General features: G+C 48.8%; 15 protein-coding genes and 1 pseudogene. 10 read left to right on the top strand and 6 right to left on the bottom strand.

Features of this window, described 5'->3' with window-relative positions; genetic code table 11:
* Nucleotides 1-383 precede the first annotated feature (383 nt).
* The 7 genes and pseudogenes from AC6IB1_RS16705 to AC6IB1_RS16675 all read left to right on the top strand — a co-directional run.
* A complete protein-coding gene (locus AC6IB1_RS16705) occupies nucleotides 384-575 on the top strand; it encodes a helix-turn-helix transcriptional regulator (protein ID WP_017044132.1) in 192 nt (63 codons plus the stop codon).
* A 12-nt stretch (nucleotides 576-587) separates the two neighbouring features.
* Nucleotides 588-2261, top strand: a complete 1674-nt coding sequence (locus AC6IB1_RS16700; protein WP_497567568.1) for a DUF927 domain-containing protein — start codon at nucleotides 588-590, stop codon at nucleotides 2259-2261.
* 60 nt (nucleotides 2262-2321) lie between these two features.
* A complete protein-coding gene (locus AC6IB1_RS16695) occupies nucleotides 2322-2657 on the top strand; it encodes a helix-turn-helix domain-containing protein (protein WP_497567567.1) in 336 nt (111 codons plus the stop codon).
* Between the two features lie 439 nt (nucleotides 2658-3096).
* Nucleotides 3097-3510 carry a hypothetical protein gene (locus AC6IB1_RS16690; protein WP_497567566.1) on the top strand — a complete coding sequence of 138 codons (414 nt, stop codon included), beginning with the start codon at nucleotides 3097-3099 and terminating at the stop codon, nucleotides 3508-3510.
* Between the two features lie 184 nt (nucleotides 3511-3694).
* Nucleotides 3695-5218 carry an IS21 family transposase gene (gene istA / locus AC6IB1_RS16685; protein ID WP_497566251.1) on the top strand — a complete coding sequence of 508 codons (1524 nt, stop codon included), beginning with the start codon at nucleotides 3695-3697 and terminating at the stop codon, nucleotides 5216-5218.
* Nucleotides 5219-5229: 11 nt separating this feature from the next.
* Nucleotides 5230-5973 (top strand): IS21-like element helper ATPase IstB, encoded by a 744-nt coding sequence (gene istB / locus AC6IB1_RS16680; RefSeq protein WP_497566252.1) that lies wholly within the window; start codon nucleotides 5230-5232, stop codon nucleotides 5971-5973.
* 92 nt (nucleotides 5974-6065) lie between these two features.
* A pseudogene (locus tag AC6IB1_RS16675) lies at nucleotides 6066-7292 on the top strand (hypothetical protein); the annotation flags it as partial.
* Between the two features lie 53 nt (nucleotides 7293-7345).
* On the opposite strand, the gene AC6IB1_RS16670 reads toward AC6IB1_RS16675, so the two are convergent.
* The 6 genes from AC6IB1_RS16670 to rpmH form a co-directional block, all read right to left on the bottom strand.
* Complete coding sequence (locus AC6IB1_RS16670) at nucleotides 7346-8527, bottom strand: site-specific integrase (protein WP_497567565.1); 1182 nt, start codon at nucleotides 8525-8527, stop codon at nucleotides 7346-7348.
* Nucleotides 8528-8698: 171 nt separating this feature from the next.
* Nucleotides 8699-10063 carry a tRNA uridine-5-carboxymethylaminomethyl(34) synthesis GTPase MnmE gene (gene mnmE / locus AC6IB1_RS16665; RefSeq protein ID WP_497567564.1) on the bottom strand — a complete coding sequence of 455 codons (1365 nt, stop codon included), beginning with the start codon at nucleotides 10061-10063 and terminating at the stop codon, nucleotides 8699-8701.
* Between the two features lie 119 nt (nucleotides 10064-10182).
* Entirely contained in the window at nucleotides 10183-11802 is a 1620-nt protein-coding gene (gene yidC, locus AC6IB1_RS16660; protein ID WP_497567563.1) for a membrane protein insertase YidC, read from the bottom strand.
* Between the two features lie 2 nt (nucleotides 11803-11804).
* The gene (yidD, locus tag AC6IB1_RS16655) at nucleotides 11805-12065 is read right to left on the bottom strand and encodes a membrane protein insertion efficiency factor YidD (protein WP_081455976.1); all 261 of its coding nucleotides are present in this window, start codon (nucleotides 12063-12065) and stop codon (nucleotides 11805-11807) included.
* The gene (gene rnpA / locus AC6IB1_RS16650; protein WP_497567562.1) at nucleotides 12029-12388 is read right to left on the bottom strand and encodes a ribonuclease P protein component; all 360 of its coding nucleotides are present in this window, start codon (nucleotides 12386-12388) and stop codon (nucleotides 12029-12031) included. Before rnpA ends, yidD begins: the two co-directional genes overlap by 37 nt.
* Before the next feature lie 13 nt (nucleotides 12389-12401).
* On the bottom strand, nucleotides 12402-12536 hold the full coding sequence (gene rpmH, locus AC6IB1_RS16645) for a 50S ribosomal protein L34 (protein WP_002540783.1): 135 nt from the start codon (nucleotides 12534-12536) through the stop codon (nucleotides 12402-12404).
* Between the two features lie 548 nt (nucleotides 12537-13084).
* Between rpmH and dnaA the strand changes: the two genes are divergently transcribed.
* Genes dnaA through recF form a run of 3 tightly spaced genes read left to right on the top strand, consistent with a single transcriptional unit; the run spans nucleotide 13085 to nucleotide 16650 of the window.
* Nucleotides 13085-14470, top strand: a complete 1386-nt coding sequence (gene dnaA, locus AC6IB1_RS16640) for a chromosomal replication initiator protein DnaA (protein WP_497567561.1) — start codon at nucleotides 13085-13087, stop codon at nucleotides 14468-14470.
* 1 nt (nucleotide 14471) lies between these two features.
* A complete protein-coding gene (gene dnaN, locus AC6IB1_RS16635; RefSeq protein ID WP_497567560.1) occupies nucleotides 14472-15572 on the top strand; it encodes a DNA polymerase III subunit beta in 1101 nt (366 codons plus the stop codon).
* 1 nt (nucleotide 15573) lies between these two features.
* Nucleotides 15574-16650, top strand: a complete 1077-nt coding sequence (gene recF, locus AC6IB1_RS16630) for a DNA replication/repair protein RecF (protein WP_497567559.1) — start codon at nucleotides 15574-15576, stop codon at nucleotides 16648-16650.
* Nucleotides 16651-16664: the final 14 nt, after the last annotated feature.

The following is a 16664-nucleotide window of genomic DNA, read 5'->3' as shown; positions in this document are numbered from 1 at the left end:
CCCTAATCATATAAAGTAGGAATGTAACGATTGAATTAAATCAAGTTACCTACTGTTTTGTGTTAGGTTATATGCTAGCAAATTTGCTTTAATTTGACTATTTAAAATCTATCCTCAGGCTGAAGGGAGATTTTCACCTATATCAGTTTCACATGTGAAAGATTCTGATTGATTAAGCTTCTTCTTAATTACTGACTAATAACTTACTGATTAGTGGCGTTTCTTCGTTTTAGCATCAAAAAATGATCTTGTACTTTGTCTTGGCTGTCTGTTTGAGTTGATTTTCTATCAGATTGCCCAAAATGGGCCTGAGCACCGCGCGCCTTTGCGTTGCTCACCCTGCAAACTATTCCTTGATTATCCACTAACTGTCAGGAGTAGTTATGACCGAACAAAAACAATCAAATCAGCTATTAAGCTATCAAGAAGTTTGTCAGTTAACTCAGCTGTCTCAGGCAACCATTCGCCGTTATGTGAAAAATGGTTCTTTTCCTCCTCCAGTGAATTTATCGCCTGGTGCTCGAAGTGTGAGATTTCGTGTTGAAGACGTGCAGAAGTGGCTTTTGAGCCTGTGATAGGGAGGTCATATGAAGTTTCGTCATCACCATGATCAACTACAGTATTTCTGCCGTGAGCTAGGTTGGCGTTCGTTGAGCTCTTCGGTCAAGGTTCTTGCTAGAACGCGTTCACCTGATCGGAAGTCAGGGTTCAGTGCTTGTATTGAAATCATCAATATGGACAGGCAGATGATCAGAATGATAGTGCCTGCCAGAAAGATCATGGGAGGGACCAACTATCAGCTAAGAGATGAATTGTTCGATACCGGTTTTTGGCTGGAGCCTGAGCAAACTGCATGGAGTATGGTCCAGCGCTATTTGCGGGAAGAGCTCAAAGCGGCACAAACGGCCTTTTGTGTCACAAGAACAGGTTGGCATGACAAGGTGTTCGTTACTCCGGATAAAAGCTTCGGACGGTCAGATGAGTCCTACTATTTTTCTGGTGGTATGGCTGATTCACTCTGTTTGGCTGAAGGGAACTTAGCTGAATGGCAAAGTGAAGTCGGTTCTTTGTTGGTCGGTAATCCTCTGCTCATATTTTCTGTTGGTGTTGCGTTGGCCGCGCCGCTTCTCAAGCCTGTTGGAATGGAAAGTGCGGCATTCCATATCATGGGGCCGTCTTCGTCGGGGAAATCTGTCACATCGTTTGTTGCGGCGTCTGTTTATGCTGATAAGTCTTATATCAAGTCATGGAAAACAACCGCTAACGGTATTGAGGCGGTTGCATCAGAACATCATGACATGTTGCTTGTGTTAGATGAGCTAGGGTTGTGCTCGGCGGAAGAAGCCAGTTCTGCGGCTTATCAAATCGTAAACGGATGTGGGAAGCTGCGAGCCACTGAAACAGGCGGCTTGGCGAATATTGCCAATTGGCGAACGTTGACCTTGAGCAATGGAGAGATTGGCCTGACAGAGCTGATGGAGTCCTCTGGTTATCAAGTGAAAGCAGGTCAGCTGATTCGAGTTATCGAAATTCCTGCGGAAGAGCGTTTCGGTTGTTTTGCGGATCTACACCGATTTTCCTCACCATCTCAGTTTGCTGAGCACTTGGAAAAGCAGACTCAAAAGTACTTTGGCACTTTGTTCACGGCTTGGATGACGCTTATTTCAGATAAGCCCGATCTGGATGTTGTCTTACAGCGTGAAATCGAAACGCTGAGGCAGCATTGGTCTAAAAGCAATTATTCCGGCCAGGTTCATCGGGTATTGAAGCGCTTTGTCTTGGTTGGTGTCGCGTTGTCTGTTGCGTCACGAAACCAGTTAGTGCCATGGACTGAAGAAGAGTCGCTCTATTCCGTATATAGCGTTTTTAGCCGCTGGTTATCTCACAGAGGGCACCAGCACAATCAAGAAACGTATGAGGTGTTGAGTGCTTTGAAACAAGCGATTAGCCATTGGGAAAATAAGCTTCCTGAATTCTGTACAAGCAGACCGTCAAAGTTTGGTTACTGGCGGCAGGATGGTGATGACGTCCAGTGGCTTATCCACAAACAAGAATTTGTTAAGCAGCTACGACTGCGGCGTCAGTATAAGAGTCAATTGAGCCCTTTGATTCATAAAGGGTGGTTTGAAACCAATGAAGATCGTAGGGGAACACTTCGGGTTATCGAAAAGAAGAACGGTACTGAGTTTGATCATCGTTTTTTCGCCTTCTGGCCGGAAAAGATCCTCTCTGAGTTGAAGGAGATGGGTATTGATGAATAGTGAATTTCCCAGCTTTCCCACTCTTCCCAGAGATATTCCAATGGGCGAGGAGGTGATACGATGACAACCAACGAGCAAGTTCTTCTTCAATCCATTCTCGCCAAGATTGATCGTGTCGAGCGCGCTGTTCTGGAGCAGCGTTTGCAGCAAAAAAAGGTGGAGCTCCTTGGAAAGGACATTCTAACGATTGATGAATGTGCAGCCTTGTTGGGTTTATCAACCAACCAGCTTTATAAGCTGACCAGCTCTGCGGAAATACCATTTTTCAAAATTGGCAAACACCTTCGATTTGAGCGTCAAGCCATCATGAACTGGGTCGAGGAGCAGCGTGTTTCATCTCATTATGAGATCGAAAAAAGGGCAGCAAACTATGTCGCCACCACTTCTCGTAAGTAATACCGTTATCGCAGCGGCCTCATCAGGCCGCTGAATCCCTTTGAAAATTAACGTCGCCAAAAAGCCCGGTGTTACCAATAAACCTTTTGATTAGATTTGTACTGTCAGTGCAGAGTTTGTTTTGCGCTTGATGTGAGTAAATCAACATCATTAAAGGAGTAACATCATGTCAAAAGGTTCAAGCAAATCAGGTGGTCGCCCTCAATCATCGCATCCTGGGCCAGGAGGAAATTGGCCATCCACGACAGGTCAAAAATCTGGTGGTGGTCGTGGAAATGCTAAAGGTAAGTAATTGATATTTGGTTTGGAGTTAATATGAGCGAAAACCAGATTCAATGTGCAGAGTGCTATTGCACTCTGTACTTCACTGGAAAAAATGGACCATCAGGGGTTACAGGCGAACTTTGTTACGACTGTCAGAAGGAAAATGACTTAATGGATGAATATGATGACGACGATGACTAAGTATTCCTTCCCAACTCTTGGTGAAGCGGTGAAGCTAGTCTTCAATAGCACTGGATTGTTGGCCAAAAAGCACAATAAATCGGCGATATTGGCTGAAGAAACACAGAAGAAGACTATCCAAACCAAGTTGAATAGGCTGGCTAAGGAAGATGGTGATCTTGATAAAACCCTTGAGGAGCTTGAGGTTTACTTTATTGGCTTGGTGTATGAAGCGACTCAAGACCCACGGGTTAGTGAAGCACTTCTAGCAAGTGCGAGAGATTTGTATCAGTCCTACAGAGCCACGTTAAGTGATGAGGGTACCTATCTTTCAAGACAGGAAACGATCAAATGGCTTATTGAATGCGTATTCCGGCCGGATCTGAACAGTAATTCCGGAAACACTTGAACACCTATTCTGGAATCATTTGAACTCTGATTCCGGATTTATTTAGTACAGTTTTGTGCTCATTTCCGGAATCGGTGTTCAAGTACACCGGAATTTTCTCAACGCATTGAAATAACAATTAATTTGATAACTTAACCACTGACTTTTCGTTGGCGAGTGAGGGGTAGGTTTGAAAAGGATCACAATGCGTAAAATCAGAGAGGTTTTAAGGCTGCATTTCTCGGCAGGATTGAGTATCCGAGAGATCCACCGCAGCACCAAAGTCAGTGTCGGTAGTATTCAAACACTGCTCAGCAAAGCCAAGAGCATGAACTTATCCTGGCCACTGCCGGGTGAACTGGATGATGCGCAGTTGGCCCGCTGCTTTTATCCGCAAGCCGATACCCGCCATGCCAAGCGATTCCAAGAGCCGGATTGGGCAGACTTACGTAAGCAACTAAGCCGTAAGGGCGTGACGAAGCTGCTGTTGTGGGAGGAATACACTCAGCAATACCCCAACCGCTGTTACAGTTATTCCCAGTTCTGCGACCGCTATCTGCACTGGCTGAAGAAACAGCGCCGCTCCATGCGTCAGCATCACCGGGCAGGTGACGTCTTGTTCGTCGATTACGCAGGGCAAACCATGCCTGTTGTGAATCCACAGACTGGCGAGATCCGGCACGCCCAAATCTTCGTGGCGGCCATGGGAGCGAGCAGCTATTACTTCGCCGAAGCGACCTGGACGCAAGGTATACAAGACTGGCTGGGCAGCCACGTTCGGGCCTTTGACTATCTCGGTGGCGTCCCCACTATGGTGGTGCCGGACAACTTAAAAAGTGCCGTCACCAAAGCCTGTAAAAGCGACCCAGATATCAACCCGGCCTATCAGCAACTGGCGGCTCACTATGATACGGCCATCGTGCCGGCCAGACCGTATAAGCCGAAGGATAAAGCCAAGGCCGAAGTGGGTGTACAAATCATTGAGCGCTGGATATTAGCCCGGCTTCGCCATCACACTTTCTTCTCACTGTATGAGCTGAATCAGTGCATCAGCGCGTTACTGATAGAAGTAAACAGTAAGCCCTTCAAACAAATGGCTGGAACCCGTCAGCAGTGGTTCGACGAACTGGATAAACCCGCCTTAAAACCGCTACCGTGTCATGCCTATGAATACACTGACATCCGCCAGGCTAAAGTGAACATTGATTACCATGTGCAGTATGAGAGCCATCTTTACTCAGTACCGCATCAACTGGTTGGTGAGCGGGTTGAGCTTCACGCGAAGCCGCGCTTAGTGCAAATCTACTTCCAGGGTAAATGCGTTGCCAGCCACCCCCGTAATGACCGCTACGGGTTTACCACTACACCGCAGCACATGCCTGTACAGCACCAGCATTACCACAAAGTCAGTGAGGGCAGTCTGATGAACTGGGCGAAGGACATCGGCGATGACGTGCTTGTCTGGGTAAAAGCGCAGCTTAAACGCAAACCGCATCCACAGCAGGCGTTCCGCGTCTGTCTGGGCGCATTGCGATTAGCCAGCCAGTATCCACCGCAGCGGCTCAATACCGCCTGTAAACTGGCTAATCAACATCAGCTCTATCGCCTGCAACAGCTCAAAGACATCTTAAACAGTAATCAGGACAAGCTCATCAGTGAATCCAGCCAGGAAACACTGACACTCCCTCAGCACCACGAAAATATCCGTGGCCCACAGAGCTTCCATTAAGGAGAAAACCCATGGTAAACACCACACTCTCCCAACTGCACCAACTCAAACTGAGTGGCATGGCAAAAGCATTGAGCCAGCAACTCGAACAACCGGGCCAGTATCAGGACCTCTGCTTCGCTGAGCGGCTGCAACTGCTGGCCGACCAGGAAATCCATGAACGGGATAACCGTAAACAACAGCGCCTGCTCAGACAGGCCCAACTAAAACTTGCGGCAACCGCCCAGGACATCGATTATCAGCACCCGCGCGGCCTGCAAAAAAGTGTCATGACAGGGTTGCTTCAATGCGACTGGCTACAGCGGCAGCAAAACCTGTTACTGACCGGGCCATGCGGCACCGGGAAAACCTATATCGCCTGTGCGCTTGCTAACACCGCCTGCCTGAAAGGCTACACGGTGAAATACTACCGGGTGAGTCGTCTGCTCATGGAACTCACCCAGGCCAAAGCCGATGGCACTTACAGCAAGAAGCTGAAAAGCCTGGCTAAACTCAACCTGCTCATCCTGGACGACTGGGGACTAGAACCGCTAAAAGCCGCGCAGCGCAACGACCTGATGGAGATCATGGATGACCGCCATGGCAGTAGCTCAACCCTCCTCATCAGCCAACTCCCCACCGACCAATGGTATCAATCCATCGGTGATAACACGTTGGCCGATGCCATCCTCGATCGCCTGATGCACAATGCACACCGGATAAAACTGAAAGGAGAGTCAATGAGGAAAATACTGGCGACCGTTGACGCCACTTGAACACTTAAGTTAAAAATCGGTTAGCCAACGATGCGTTGATCTGAGGTGTTCAAATAAAACCGGAATGGCTGTTCAAGTAAATCGGAATACGCATTGAATACCGTTTGGCTGATCTTGTTATTAAGTCTGCGCATAAATATGCGTTGATGTATGGTGCAGCTGTGAGCAGTTTAAAAGCACCTTGCGAAATTGATTGGTGGTTGCCCACATTTTCGGGAGAGCATGTTTGCTGGCCGTTAGAAAAAGCTTGGCGTTGGATTTATCAAGAATGCGGAACGAATCAAAGTCGATTTCATAATCCTTTAGATTTAGATGGCAGGGCGAGACAAAATTTGGAAAACGTATCTCGTTGGTTTAACCGAGGACGATTACCTAGTTGGGGAGAGCTACAGAAGAACTTTGAGTATTCGGTTGAGCAACTGGCAAGTTGCGGTGACCAGCGACATGGCAGAAAACTGAGTGCTGAAGATGTTCATCGCTTCACATGTATTCTGTTTCTTGCTCGACTATCGACTGATATTTTTCTGCAGATAAATTCTGCTTTCGGGAGCAGATTTATTCAACGCTTGGCTGTTCAAATGAAAGCTCAAAACCGCAGAATGGTTAAGTTTAATCAAGAGCTTAAAAAACAGATTTCCGTTGAGTTGTTTGAAGTTGGCCCTCTAACTTCACAGCGATACTACGAGTTTTGGTTTCAAAAAGTGGATTTGTACTGGAGGCAGTATGCTCAGCATCTAGCCCAGGACGCAAGTATATTTCAATCGATATTGATAGAGCGAAAAGGCTCTCCGTTTTCACTATCAGAAGTTAAAAGGCTTAGGTGGAGATTTGATGCTTATTTTCTTGCCATGTGTCTAAGGGTGCATCACAAACAAATAGATTCAGATAAGAAAAGCTTTATGCTGAATTACATGGATGGCGGAAGGCGGAGAAAGTCATCAACCTTATCACTCACGGATATTCAAGACTATCAGCGCAGTATTGATGACGCTGGACATGGTGATACTTTGCATTGGATGGTTGAATGGATGTTCGCTACATATTTTTACCGAAAAGACGATCATCGTTCAGCCTTAGGGCACTATAAAAAAGCGTTTGAGCTTTCCAAGCATAGCGTGGGTCGTGATACGTATCTACTCGTGAACCAATTTGCTGAGTGTTGTGCAAAAAATGACAAATGGCGCGAGTTTAAGAAGTTAGTCGCTTGGGCTTGCCATCAGAAGGTAGAGATTCGCTGGCATAGAGGATTTGATGAGTCCGAAGATGCTGTGAAGGGAGCCTTTGAAATGTTAAAAATCGCTAATTATCCAATCCTATGACTTCAAATTAAGGTGATAGTGAGCAATGTCACCATCACCAGAATATACGATTTTTAGGCCGCTGAATCCTTTCCAGAAGCAAAAATATCAGGGAATGTCAGCATGGCTTCCATCCTGCGTTGTTCAATGATGTCAGCGTAGATCTCTGTTGTCTTAAGTTCGCTATGACCGAGCAATCGAGACACTGAGTAAATATCTACACCTCTGCTCAATTGGATCACGGCAAAGGTATGGCGGCCACTGTGGAATGTAACGTGTTTACTGATCCCAGCAGCTAGGCTCCATCTAAGCAATTCAACGTTCATGTACGAAGAGTATTTTAATCCCTTAAATACACGCTCGTGTGCCGCTTTGACTGGGCCTAAGAGTGATTCCGCGAACTTTGGTAGGTCTAGGTATTGAAGGCTCTTAGCATCGCCGTGAGAGAGTTTGACTTGGTCGAAGATAATGCGTTTGTGATTATTAAATGTCTCTATTTCTGACCAAGTAAGTCGATGGATATCGCACCAACGCATCCCCGTTGCACATGAGAACAAAAACGCACGTTTAAGGACTGGGTAGCGACATTCTGTTTGAGCTAACGCGTTGACTTCATCCAATGTTAAATAAACCCGCTTAGTTGTTTTGGCTTTGATACTCGTTACTTGTGCAAGCGGGTTATCGCGAATAATACCTTCTCTATGTGCTTCGTTGATCGCCGCGCGAACTTTATTGAAGTAGGAGCTTTGTGTGTTGCGAGACAAAGGCTCATCACTCTTGGTTTTCGCTTCATTGGTCAGGTAATACTTAAATCCGTCTAACCAGTCTTTATCCAGTTCATCAAAGCTAAGATCATGTTTCCCGCAGTAGAACAGCAGGTGCTTACGGGCTGAAAGCCAGATCGAGTGGTTGGAGCTTGAGGTAGTTTGTTCTTTGATGTCAATTTGCCGTTGAAAGTAATCGATGAAGCTAGCTGAGCGCTTGGTTCGATCCTCAAAACCATGCTTCTGAGATTGCCACTCAACCAGTCGTTTACTCTTAATGGTTTCGGCGAGAAGCATATGTTCTTTGTTGTGTTGGCGCTGGGTGGGTGTTTTAGGTTTGTCGTGAACGTACAGGTCTAAGGTTTCGTAGCTGCGCTTACGTTTATTTTGGCGTCCACCTTGCGTATTTGTGGTGTAGCCATAGTCATAAACTAAGCGTAGTGAGCGTGTGCCGTCAGCTCTAAGTGTTCGTTTTTCAATGGAAATTTTCATTTTAGCCCCCAATTGGTCCCCAATACGGCATTTATCATGTCATTGGGGACCAACTGGGGACTAGATTTGGCAATTAACGGCAACGGATGGAAACAAACGGCAAATGACGATCTAATAAAATCAGTGTGTTATCTACCGTTGCTTGCTGTTGTTTTCCGTTATTTGCCCACTTTACTTCCCGATACAGAAGGAGCTGAAGATCCGTCCAAGAAGATCGTCTGAGCTGAATTCCCCGGTTATCTCTGAAAGATGCTGCTGGGCAATACGAAGCTCCTCAGCAAGGATTTCCCCGGCCATATACCCTTCCAGTTGATTTTTTCCTGTTTCCAGATGACGTGCCGCAGCATCCAGTGCTTCCAGGTGGCGGCGGCGTGCCATAAACCCACCTTCAGTTGCGCCTGAGAAGCCCATGCAAGCTTTGAGGTGCTCGCGAAGGGCATCAACACCGGCACCGGTTTTGGCACTCAGACGAATCAATGTAGGCTGGCTGGCGTGGCAGATCCCTAATGTTTCCCCTGTGATATCTGCTTTGTTCCGGATGACCGTCATTCCCATATTGGATGGCAGTCGGTCAATAAATTCTGGCCAGATCTCTTCTGGTGACGTCGCGTCTGTTGTGGTGCCATCCACCATGAACAGTACGCGGTCGGCTTGGGCGATTTCATCCCACGCACGCTCAATGCCGATGCGTTCTACTTCATCTGAAGCATCACGAAGCCCTGCGGTGTCAATGATGTGCAGCGGCATGCCATCAATGTGGATGTGTTCGCGCAATACATCTCGGGTGGTGCCGGCAATGTCGGTGACAATGGCACTCTCTTTACCGGAAAGGGCATTCAAGAGGCTCGATTTACCGGCATTGGGGCGACCGGCAATTACTACTTTCATCCCTTCACGCATTATTGCGCCTTGGTTTGCTGCTTTTCTTACTTCGTCGAGCGAGGTGATAATGTCGTTCAGGTCACCGGCCACTTTTCCGTCTGAGAGAAAGTCGATTTCTTCATCCGGAAAATCAATCGCGGCTTCAACATAGATACGCAAGTGGATCAGTGACTCCACCAGCGCATTAACCTTGCTGGAAAACGCCCCCTGCAGGCTTTGCAGGGCACTTTTGGCTGCCTGTTCAGAGCTGGCGTCTATCAGGTCGGCGATAGCTTCAGCCTGCGCCAAATCCAGTTTGTCATTCAGGAAGGCGCGCTCAGAGAATTCACCCGGACGTGCTGTTCGCACACCGTCAATTTCCACGATGCGTTTTATCAACATGTCCATGATGACCGGACCCCCATGCCCCTGAAGTTCCAGCACATCTTCACCGGTAAAGGAGTTGGGGGCCTGGAAGTACAGGGCAATACCCTGGTCAAGCGCGTTGCCTTCGGCATCTTTAAACGGCAGGTATTCGGCGCGGCGAACTGGCAAATCCCGCCCGGTCACAGCTTGGGCTACGACTTTGGCTTTAGGACCAGATACGCGAATGATGCCCACACCGCCGCGTCCCGGTGGTGTAGCCTGCGCAACAATGGTGTCAGAGTGAGTCATGAAACTTTACCTGCGTGTTGAAAACGTTGCTTAGTGTATACCAATTTTGCCTGACTGCCTGTCGGTGTTCAGAAAGAAGAAAGGCGGCCATAGGGCCGCCTTATCTGTGTGTGGTGCGATTAGCCGCGGCTGTGAAGGCCTTTTTTCTCCAGCGCACGGTAAATCATGGTTTGCTGGATAAGGGTCACGATGTTAGACACCAGCCAGTACAGAACCAGACCTGCCGGGAACCACAGGAAGAACACCGTAAACATCACTGGCATGAAGTTCATGATCTTCTGCTGCATTGGGTCGGTCACTGTGCTTGGGCTCATCTTCTGGATCAGGAACATCGATGCGCCCATCAGCAGTGGCAGCACATAGAACGGATCCGGTGCCGACAAGTCCTGAATCCACAGCATGAACGGTGCATGGCGCAGCTCTACCGATTCCATCAGTGCCCAGTACAGTGCGATGAAGATAGGCATTTGCAGAAGCAGAGGTAAACAGCCGCCGAGCGGGTTCACTTTCTCTTTCTTATACAGCTCCATCATTTCCTGGCTCATGCGCTGGCGGTCATCGCCAATACGCTCACGCATCTCCTGCAGTTTTGGCTGCAGCATGCGCATTTTTGCCATGGAGGTGTACTGTGCTTTGGTCAGCGGGTACATCACACCACGTACAACAAAAGTCAGGATAATGATGGCGACACCCCAGTTACCCACAAAGCCGTGGATGGTTGACAACAACCAGTGCAGCGGACTTGCGATGAACCACAGCCAGCCGTAATCGACAGTCAGGTTCAGGTTAGGCGCCGTTTGTTCCATTTGATCCTGAAGCTTAGGCCCGACCCACAGTGTGGCATCCAGTTGTGCGCTTGAGCCTGCAGTCACTGTCGTGGTCGGGTAACGCACACCGATAAAGCCCTGACCATTGCTGGTACGGGTATACAGGTTAGCTTCACCTTCTGAATGCGGGATCCAGGCCGCAACGAAATAGTGTTGCATCATGCCTGCCCAGCCTTGCTCAGCGATAGTCAGGTTCAGGTTTCTGTCCTTCATATCGTCAAAGCTGTATTTTTCATATTTCGTGTCGTCTGCAGAGTACACACCGCCACGATATGTCGGCATGGTCAGGCTGCCGCCGTCATCCATCAGGTTTTGTTTCAGCTGTGCATACAGCTGCACATTGGCATCTTTACCACTTTGGTTGTCGATGGTGTAGTCCACGTCAACCGCGTAGTTGTCACGTTTCAGGACAAACGTTTTGGTGTAAGTGATACCGTCTTTTTCCAGTGTCAGCGGTACACGCAGCTCATCTTGGCCATCAGCCATGACAAACTCAGTACCGTTGGCAGTAAATTTCGCACGGCCATCCAGGGTATCGATACCATTCGGGCCAATCAGACCGCTTTGGGCGACGAAGACATGGTCAGGCTGGTTTTTCAGCAGAACAAATTTGTTGTCAGAGTCGAACTCTGCATCATATTTATTCAGTTCAGCGTGAATGATGTCACCGCCTTGTGTGTCAACGGTCAAAGTCAGCACGTCACTTTTCAGGGTGATCAGCTTATTTGACACAGCGTCTTGGGTCAGAGGCTGGGACGCATCTGAACTGGCAGGAACATCACCACTGTGTTGTGCTTGCTGTGTTACGCCCTGGCCCTGTGGTTGAGGGTTGGTTGCTTCCGTCCAGTTGAGGTACAACATGAAGGATACAAACATTAGGGCAATCAACAGGATATTGCGTTGAGAATCCATTGTTAATTGTCTCGATTTTTAGGATGACGCGGGGGCACGGGGTCGTACCCACCATGATTAAGAGGGTGGCATTTTAATAAACGTTTGCTGGCGAACCAACACCCTTTTATCACACCGTGACGGTTGACCGCTTCTATGGCGTATTGAGAGCATGTCGGCGTGAAGCGACATCGGGGCCCCAGAAGTGGACTGATAAAGAGTTGGTACCCGCGAAACAGTCCAGTGACTATTTTTTTCGCGGTGGTCGAGACAAACGTTGCCATAACTTATCAAGCAGCTTACTCAGTTCTTCATTGCTGAGCTCATTGGCACTTTTTTTCGCAATCACAACATAGTCTTTTGCCGGCAGGTCATGCTGATGGAGACGGAAACTTTCCCTGACCAGTCGCTTAAAACGATTGCGGTCAACAGCCAGTTTGATTTGTTTTTTTGGCACAGCTTGACCGAGGCGGGGACGCCCAAAAGTGTTGTTTCGTGCAAGAATGGTTAAGTGTGGAGAGCCAGCGCGATGAGGTTGCTGGAAGACAAAGTTGAAATGTTCGGGAGTTAACAGACGTAACTCCCGAGAAAAAGCTAGCTTATTCACAAATCGCTAAGGATTATTTTGAAAGCTTGCTACGGCCTTTCGCACGGCGAGCGGCAATAACCTTACGGCCGTTCTTCGTTGCCATGCGCGCACGGAAACCGTGAGTGCGCTTACGCTTTAGAACTGAAGGTTGAAAAGTGCGTTTCATGGTTTCTACCTTATTACTGATCAGTTTTTAGGTTTGTTAACCCGACGTGGGACAGAATCGTCCGACGCCTCTCAACAAAGAGGGCGGATTGTAATCACTGACTGACTTGTAGTCAATGTTAAAACCACGGGGGCTTTAATCCGACAACCTCCCGGGCGCGCAATTATACGTGGTCGTGGTTCAAGCGCAAGGATCCTTTATCGATCTTATTCACTTATCCTTGTGTAATTCTTGTGAGATCATCAGGGATAATCCTGTATGGAATGTGAAAAGATGATCGGGGTCTGTTTTTTAAGGAAGGGATCGATGATGACGTGTTTGTGGATGAAGGTCATCAACATCGTGATCAGATCTTCATATTTTCCGCCGAGATTTGGATAACTCTGTGAGTAAGTCGGGTGTTTTCTGTGCCGGACTGCCGGCTAATTGTGCGATCTGTGTGTATAACTTAGATCTTATTCACCGCAAAAGGGATCTTCCCGCTAGCGATCCTTGCAGTAGAAGTATAAACTTACATCCCTTTTCAATAATTCAGTGTGGAGTCAGACGTGTCATCTTCGCTTTGGTTGCAGTGTCTTCAGCGCCTTCAGGAAGACCTCCCTGCAACAGAATTCAGCATGTGGGTTCGACCGCTTCAGGCGGAGTTAAATGACAATACCCTGACTTTGTTCGCGCCAAACCGTTTTGTGTTGGATTGGGTTCGCGATAAGTATCTTAATAGTATCAATCAGTTATTGAATGATTTTTGCGGTAACGACTTGCCTTTATTGCGTTTTGAGGTGGGCAGCAAGCCTGTGGCTGTAGCAGCACCTCCGAGCCAACCTGCGGCACCCGCGCCGGTAGCGCCAGTCGCAAAACCGGTTGGGCGTACCTGGGAACCGGCACCGTCTCCAGTGCAGTCTGATGTGAATCACCGTTCTAACGTCAATCCCAAGCATAAGTTCACCAACTTTGTTGAAGGTAAGTCGAACCAGCTGGCGCTGGCGGCGGCCCGTCAGGTGGCTGACAATCCGGGGGCAGCATATAACCCACTTTTCCTGTATGGTGGTACTGGCTTGGGTAAAACTCACCTGTTACATGCTGTGGGTAACGCTATCTCCGATCGCAAGGCGGATGCGCGTGTGGTGTATATGCACTCTGAGCGTTTCGTGCAGGATATGGTCAAAGCGCTGCAAAATAATCAGATCGAAGAGTTCAAGCGCTATTACCGCAGTGTGGATGCGCTGCTTATCGATGACATTCAGTTTTTTGCCAATAAAGAGCGTTCGCAGGAAGAGTTTTTCCATACCTTTAATGCGCTCCTTGAAGGCAACCAGCAAATTATCCTGACGTCAGATCGCTATCCTAAAGAGATAAATGGAGTGGAGGATCGCCTTAAGTCGCGCTTTGGCTGGGGGCTGACAGTGGCGATTGAACCGCCGGAGCTTGAAACCCGGGTGGCAATTTTGATGAAAAAGGCAGAAGACCATAACATCCGCCTGCCGGATGAAGTGGCATTCTTTATTGCCAAACGTCTGCGATCAAATGTCCGGGAACTTGAGGGAGCGCTGAATCGCGTGATAGCGAATGCTAACTTCACCGGCCGTGCCATCACGATTGATTTTGTCCGAGAAGCGCTGCGCGACTTGCTTGCACTTCAGGAAAAACTGGTGACCATCGACAACATCCAGAAGACTGTCGCAGAGTATTACAAAATCAAAATGGCGGATCTGCTGTCAAAACGTCGTAGCCGGTCAGTTGCACGACCACGCCAGGTCGCGATGGCGTTGTCTAAAGAGCTGACTAACCATAGTTTGCCGGAGATCGGCGACGCATTTGGTGGCCGCGATCATACTACGGTACTTCACGCATGCCGAAAGATTGAGCAGCTGCGCGAAGAGAGCCACGATATAAAAGAAGATTACTCCAACCTGATCCGGACTTTGTCGTCTTAATATGAAATTTACCGTTACCCGTGACCAATTTTTAAAACCCCTGCAGCAAGTATCTGGTGCACTTGGGGGACGACCCACACTGCCGATCCTCGGAAATATCCTGTTGAAGGTGGAATCCGGCCAGCTTTCCATGACCTGTACGGATCTTGAGGTAGAGCTGATCGCCAACCTGCCGCTGGAAAGCGAAGCGCATGAGGGGGCAGTGACGGTTCCATCGCGTAAGTTCCTCGATATTTGCCGTGGTTTGCCAGACAGTGCCCCTATCAGTTTTACGCTGGAAGGTGACCGCGCTGTTATCCGTTCGGGCCGCAGCCGCTTTACGCTGTCGACCCTGCCTGCTGCTGATTTTCCGAATATCGAAGACTGGCAGAGCATAGTGGAATTTACCCTGCCACAAGGTAAGCTGCGCCAGCTGATGGAAAGCACTGCTTTTTCCATGGCTAATCAGGATGTGCGTTACTTCCTGAACGGTATGCTGCTTGAAACAGAAGGTACGACGCTGCGTTCTGTCGCGACGGATGGTCACCGAATGGCAGTGGGTACTACCTTGTTGGATAGCGAACTTGCTGCGCAGCAGGTAATCGTGCCACGCAAAGGGGTAACGGAGCTGATGCGTATGCTGGACAACCCGGATGCACCGGTGACTATCCAGATTGGCAGCGCGAATATCCGCGCGCTGGTAAACCAGTTTGTGTTTACCTCCAAGCTGGTTGATGGCCGCTTCCCGGATTATCGCCGGGTATTGCCGCAGTCTTCTAATAAAATCATGGAAGCCGGTTGTGATGACCTTCGCCAGGCGTTTTCTCGTGCCGCTATCCTGTCGAATGAAAAATTCCGTGGTGTGCGTCTTAACCTGAGTGCGGGACAGCTTCGGATTTCTGCCCACAACCCTGAACAGGAAGAAGCGGAAGAGTTTGTTGACGTCAATTATGACGGTGACGACCTCGAGATTGGGTTCAACGTCAGTTATGTGCTTGACGTACTCAACACGCTTAAGTGTGAACAGGTGCGGTTCTCGATGACAGACGGCACCGCCAGTACCTTGGTCGAAGACTGTAACAATGATGACGCCATGTACGTCGTGATGCCTATCCGTCTCTAACATGGCGCTGTCCCGACTCTCGATACATGATTTGAGAAACATTGAAGCCTGTGACCTTAGCCTGTCATCAGGCTTCAATTTTCTTGTGGGGCCAAATGGCAGTGGAAAAACCAGTGTGCTGGAGGCGGTGTATTACCTCGGGCATGGCCGCTCTTTCCGCAGCCCGCTGACGGGCAGGGTGATCCGCCACCATCAGGACAGATTGGTGGTACATGGTCGGATACAATACGGTGAATCCTTACTCCCGGTGGGGATCCAGAAAAACCGGGATGGCAGTACGGAAGTCAAAATTGGTGAAGAGCGCGGGCAGAAGCTGGTGCAACTGGCAGAAGTACTGCCTATGCAGCTCATTACGCCGGAAGGGTTTGAGCTGCTAACCGGCGGCCCCAAATTTCGCCGTGCGTTTATTGACTGGGGCGTGTTTCACGTGGAACCCCAGTTTTATCCTGTGTGGGCAAGAGTGAAGCGTTTGACCAAGCAACGCAATGCGTTGATGAAGACTGCCCGCAGTTACCGCGAGTTGAGCTACTGGGATGCCGAGCTGGCACCGCTTGCCAACCTGATTGATCAGTGGCGTAAAGACTATATCGAAAAGCTGGCCGAACGCGCTTCCAAGCTGTGTGAAGCATTCTTGCCCGAATATGAAATTAAACTCAGCTACAGTCGTGGCTGGGACAAAGAAACAGAGTATGCCGATTTGCTGCGTGATAACTTTCTGCGCGACCAGCAACTTGGCTATACCGTCAGTGGCCCCCACAAAGCCGATTTGCGCCTGCGAGTGGGGGGAACCCCGGTTGAGGATGTCCTGTCGCGGGGACAACTGAAACTGATGGTTTGCGCCCTGCGTTTGGCTCAGGGACAACAACTCACTGACGACAAAAAGAAACAGTGTATTTATCTGATCGACGATTTTGCCTCTGAGCTGGACAGCCAGCGCCGGGCGCTGTTAGCAGAGCAGTTAAAAGCCACTGGGGCACAGGTCTTTGTCAGTGCCATTAGTGCCGATCAGGTCGCTGAAATGTGCGACGAAAATAGTAAGATGTTTCATGTGGAACACGGTAAAATAGCCGCAGAATAAATTAAGCGAGAGTA

The organism is Grimontia sp. THUN1695 (assembly GCF_059704325.2).
This window is presented reverse-complemented; position numbering and strand designations above follow the sequence as displayed.

Coding starts and splice junctions, on each gene's coding strand:
- AC6IB1_RS16705 (WP_017044132.1), top strand. CDS start 384: ATGACCGAACAAAAACAATCAAATCAGCTATTAAGCTATCAAGAAGTT.
- AC6IB1_RS16700 (WP_497567568.1), top strand. CDS start 588: ATGAAGTTTCGTCATCACCATGATCAACTACAGTATTTCTGCCGTGAG.
- AC6IB1_RS16695 (WP_497567567.1), top strand. CDS start 2,322: ATGACAACCAACGAGCAAGTTCTTCTTCAATCCATTCTCGCCAAGATT.
- AC6IB1_RS16690 (WP_497567566.1), top strand. CDS start 3,097: ATGAATATGATGACGACGATGACTAAGTATTCCTTCCCAACTCTTGGT.
- istA (WP_497566251.1), top strand. CDS start 3,695: ATGCGTAAAATCAGAGAGGTTTTAAGGCTGCATTTCTCGGCAGGATTG.
- istB (WP_497566252.1), top strand. CDS start 5,230: ATGGTAAACACCACACTCTCCCAACTGCACCAACTCAAACTGAGTGGC.
- AC6IB1_RS16670 (WP_497567565.1), bottom strand. CDS start 8,527: ATGAAAATTTCCATTGAAAAACGAACACTTAGAGCTGACGGCACACGC.
- mnmE (WP_497567564.1), bottom strand. CDS start 10,063: ATGACTCACTCTGACACCATTGTTGCGCAGGCTACACCACCGGGACGC.
- yidC (WP_497567563.1), bottom strand. CDS start 11,802: ATGGATTCTCAACGCAATATCCTGTTGATTGCCCTAATGTTTGTATCC.
- yidD (WP_081455976.1), bottom strand. CDS start 12,065: ATGGCAACGTTTGTCTCGACCACCGCGAAAAAAATAGTCACTGGACTG.
- rpmH (WP_002540783.1), bottom strand. CDS start 12,536: ATGAAACGCACTTTTCAACCTTCAGTTCTAAAGCGTAAGCGCACTCAC.
- dnaN (WP_497567560.1), top strand. CDS start 14,472: ATGAAATTTACCGTTACCCGTGACCAATTTTTAAAACCCCTGCAGCAA.
- recF (WP_497567559.1), top strand. CDS start 15,574: ATGGCGCTGTCCCGACTCTCGATACATGATTTGAGAAACATTGAAGCC.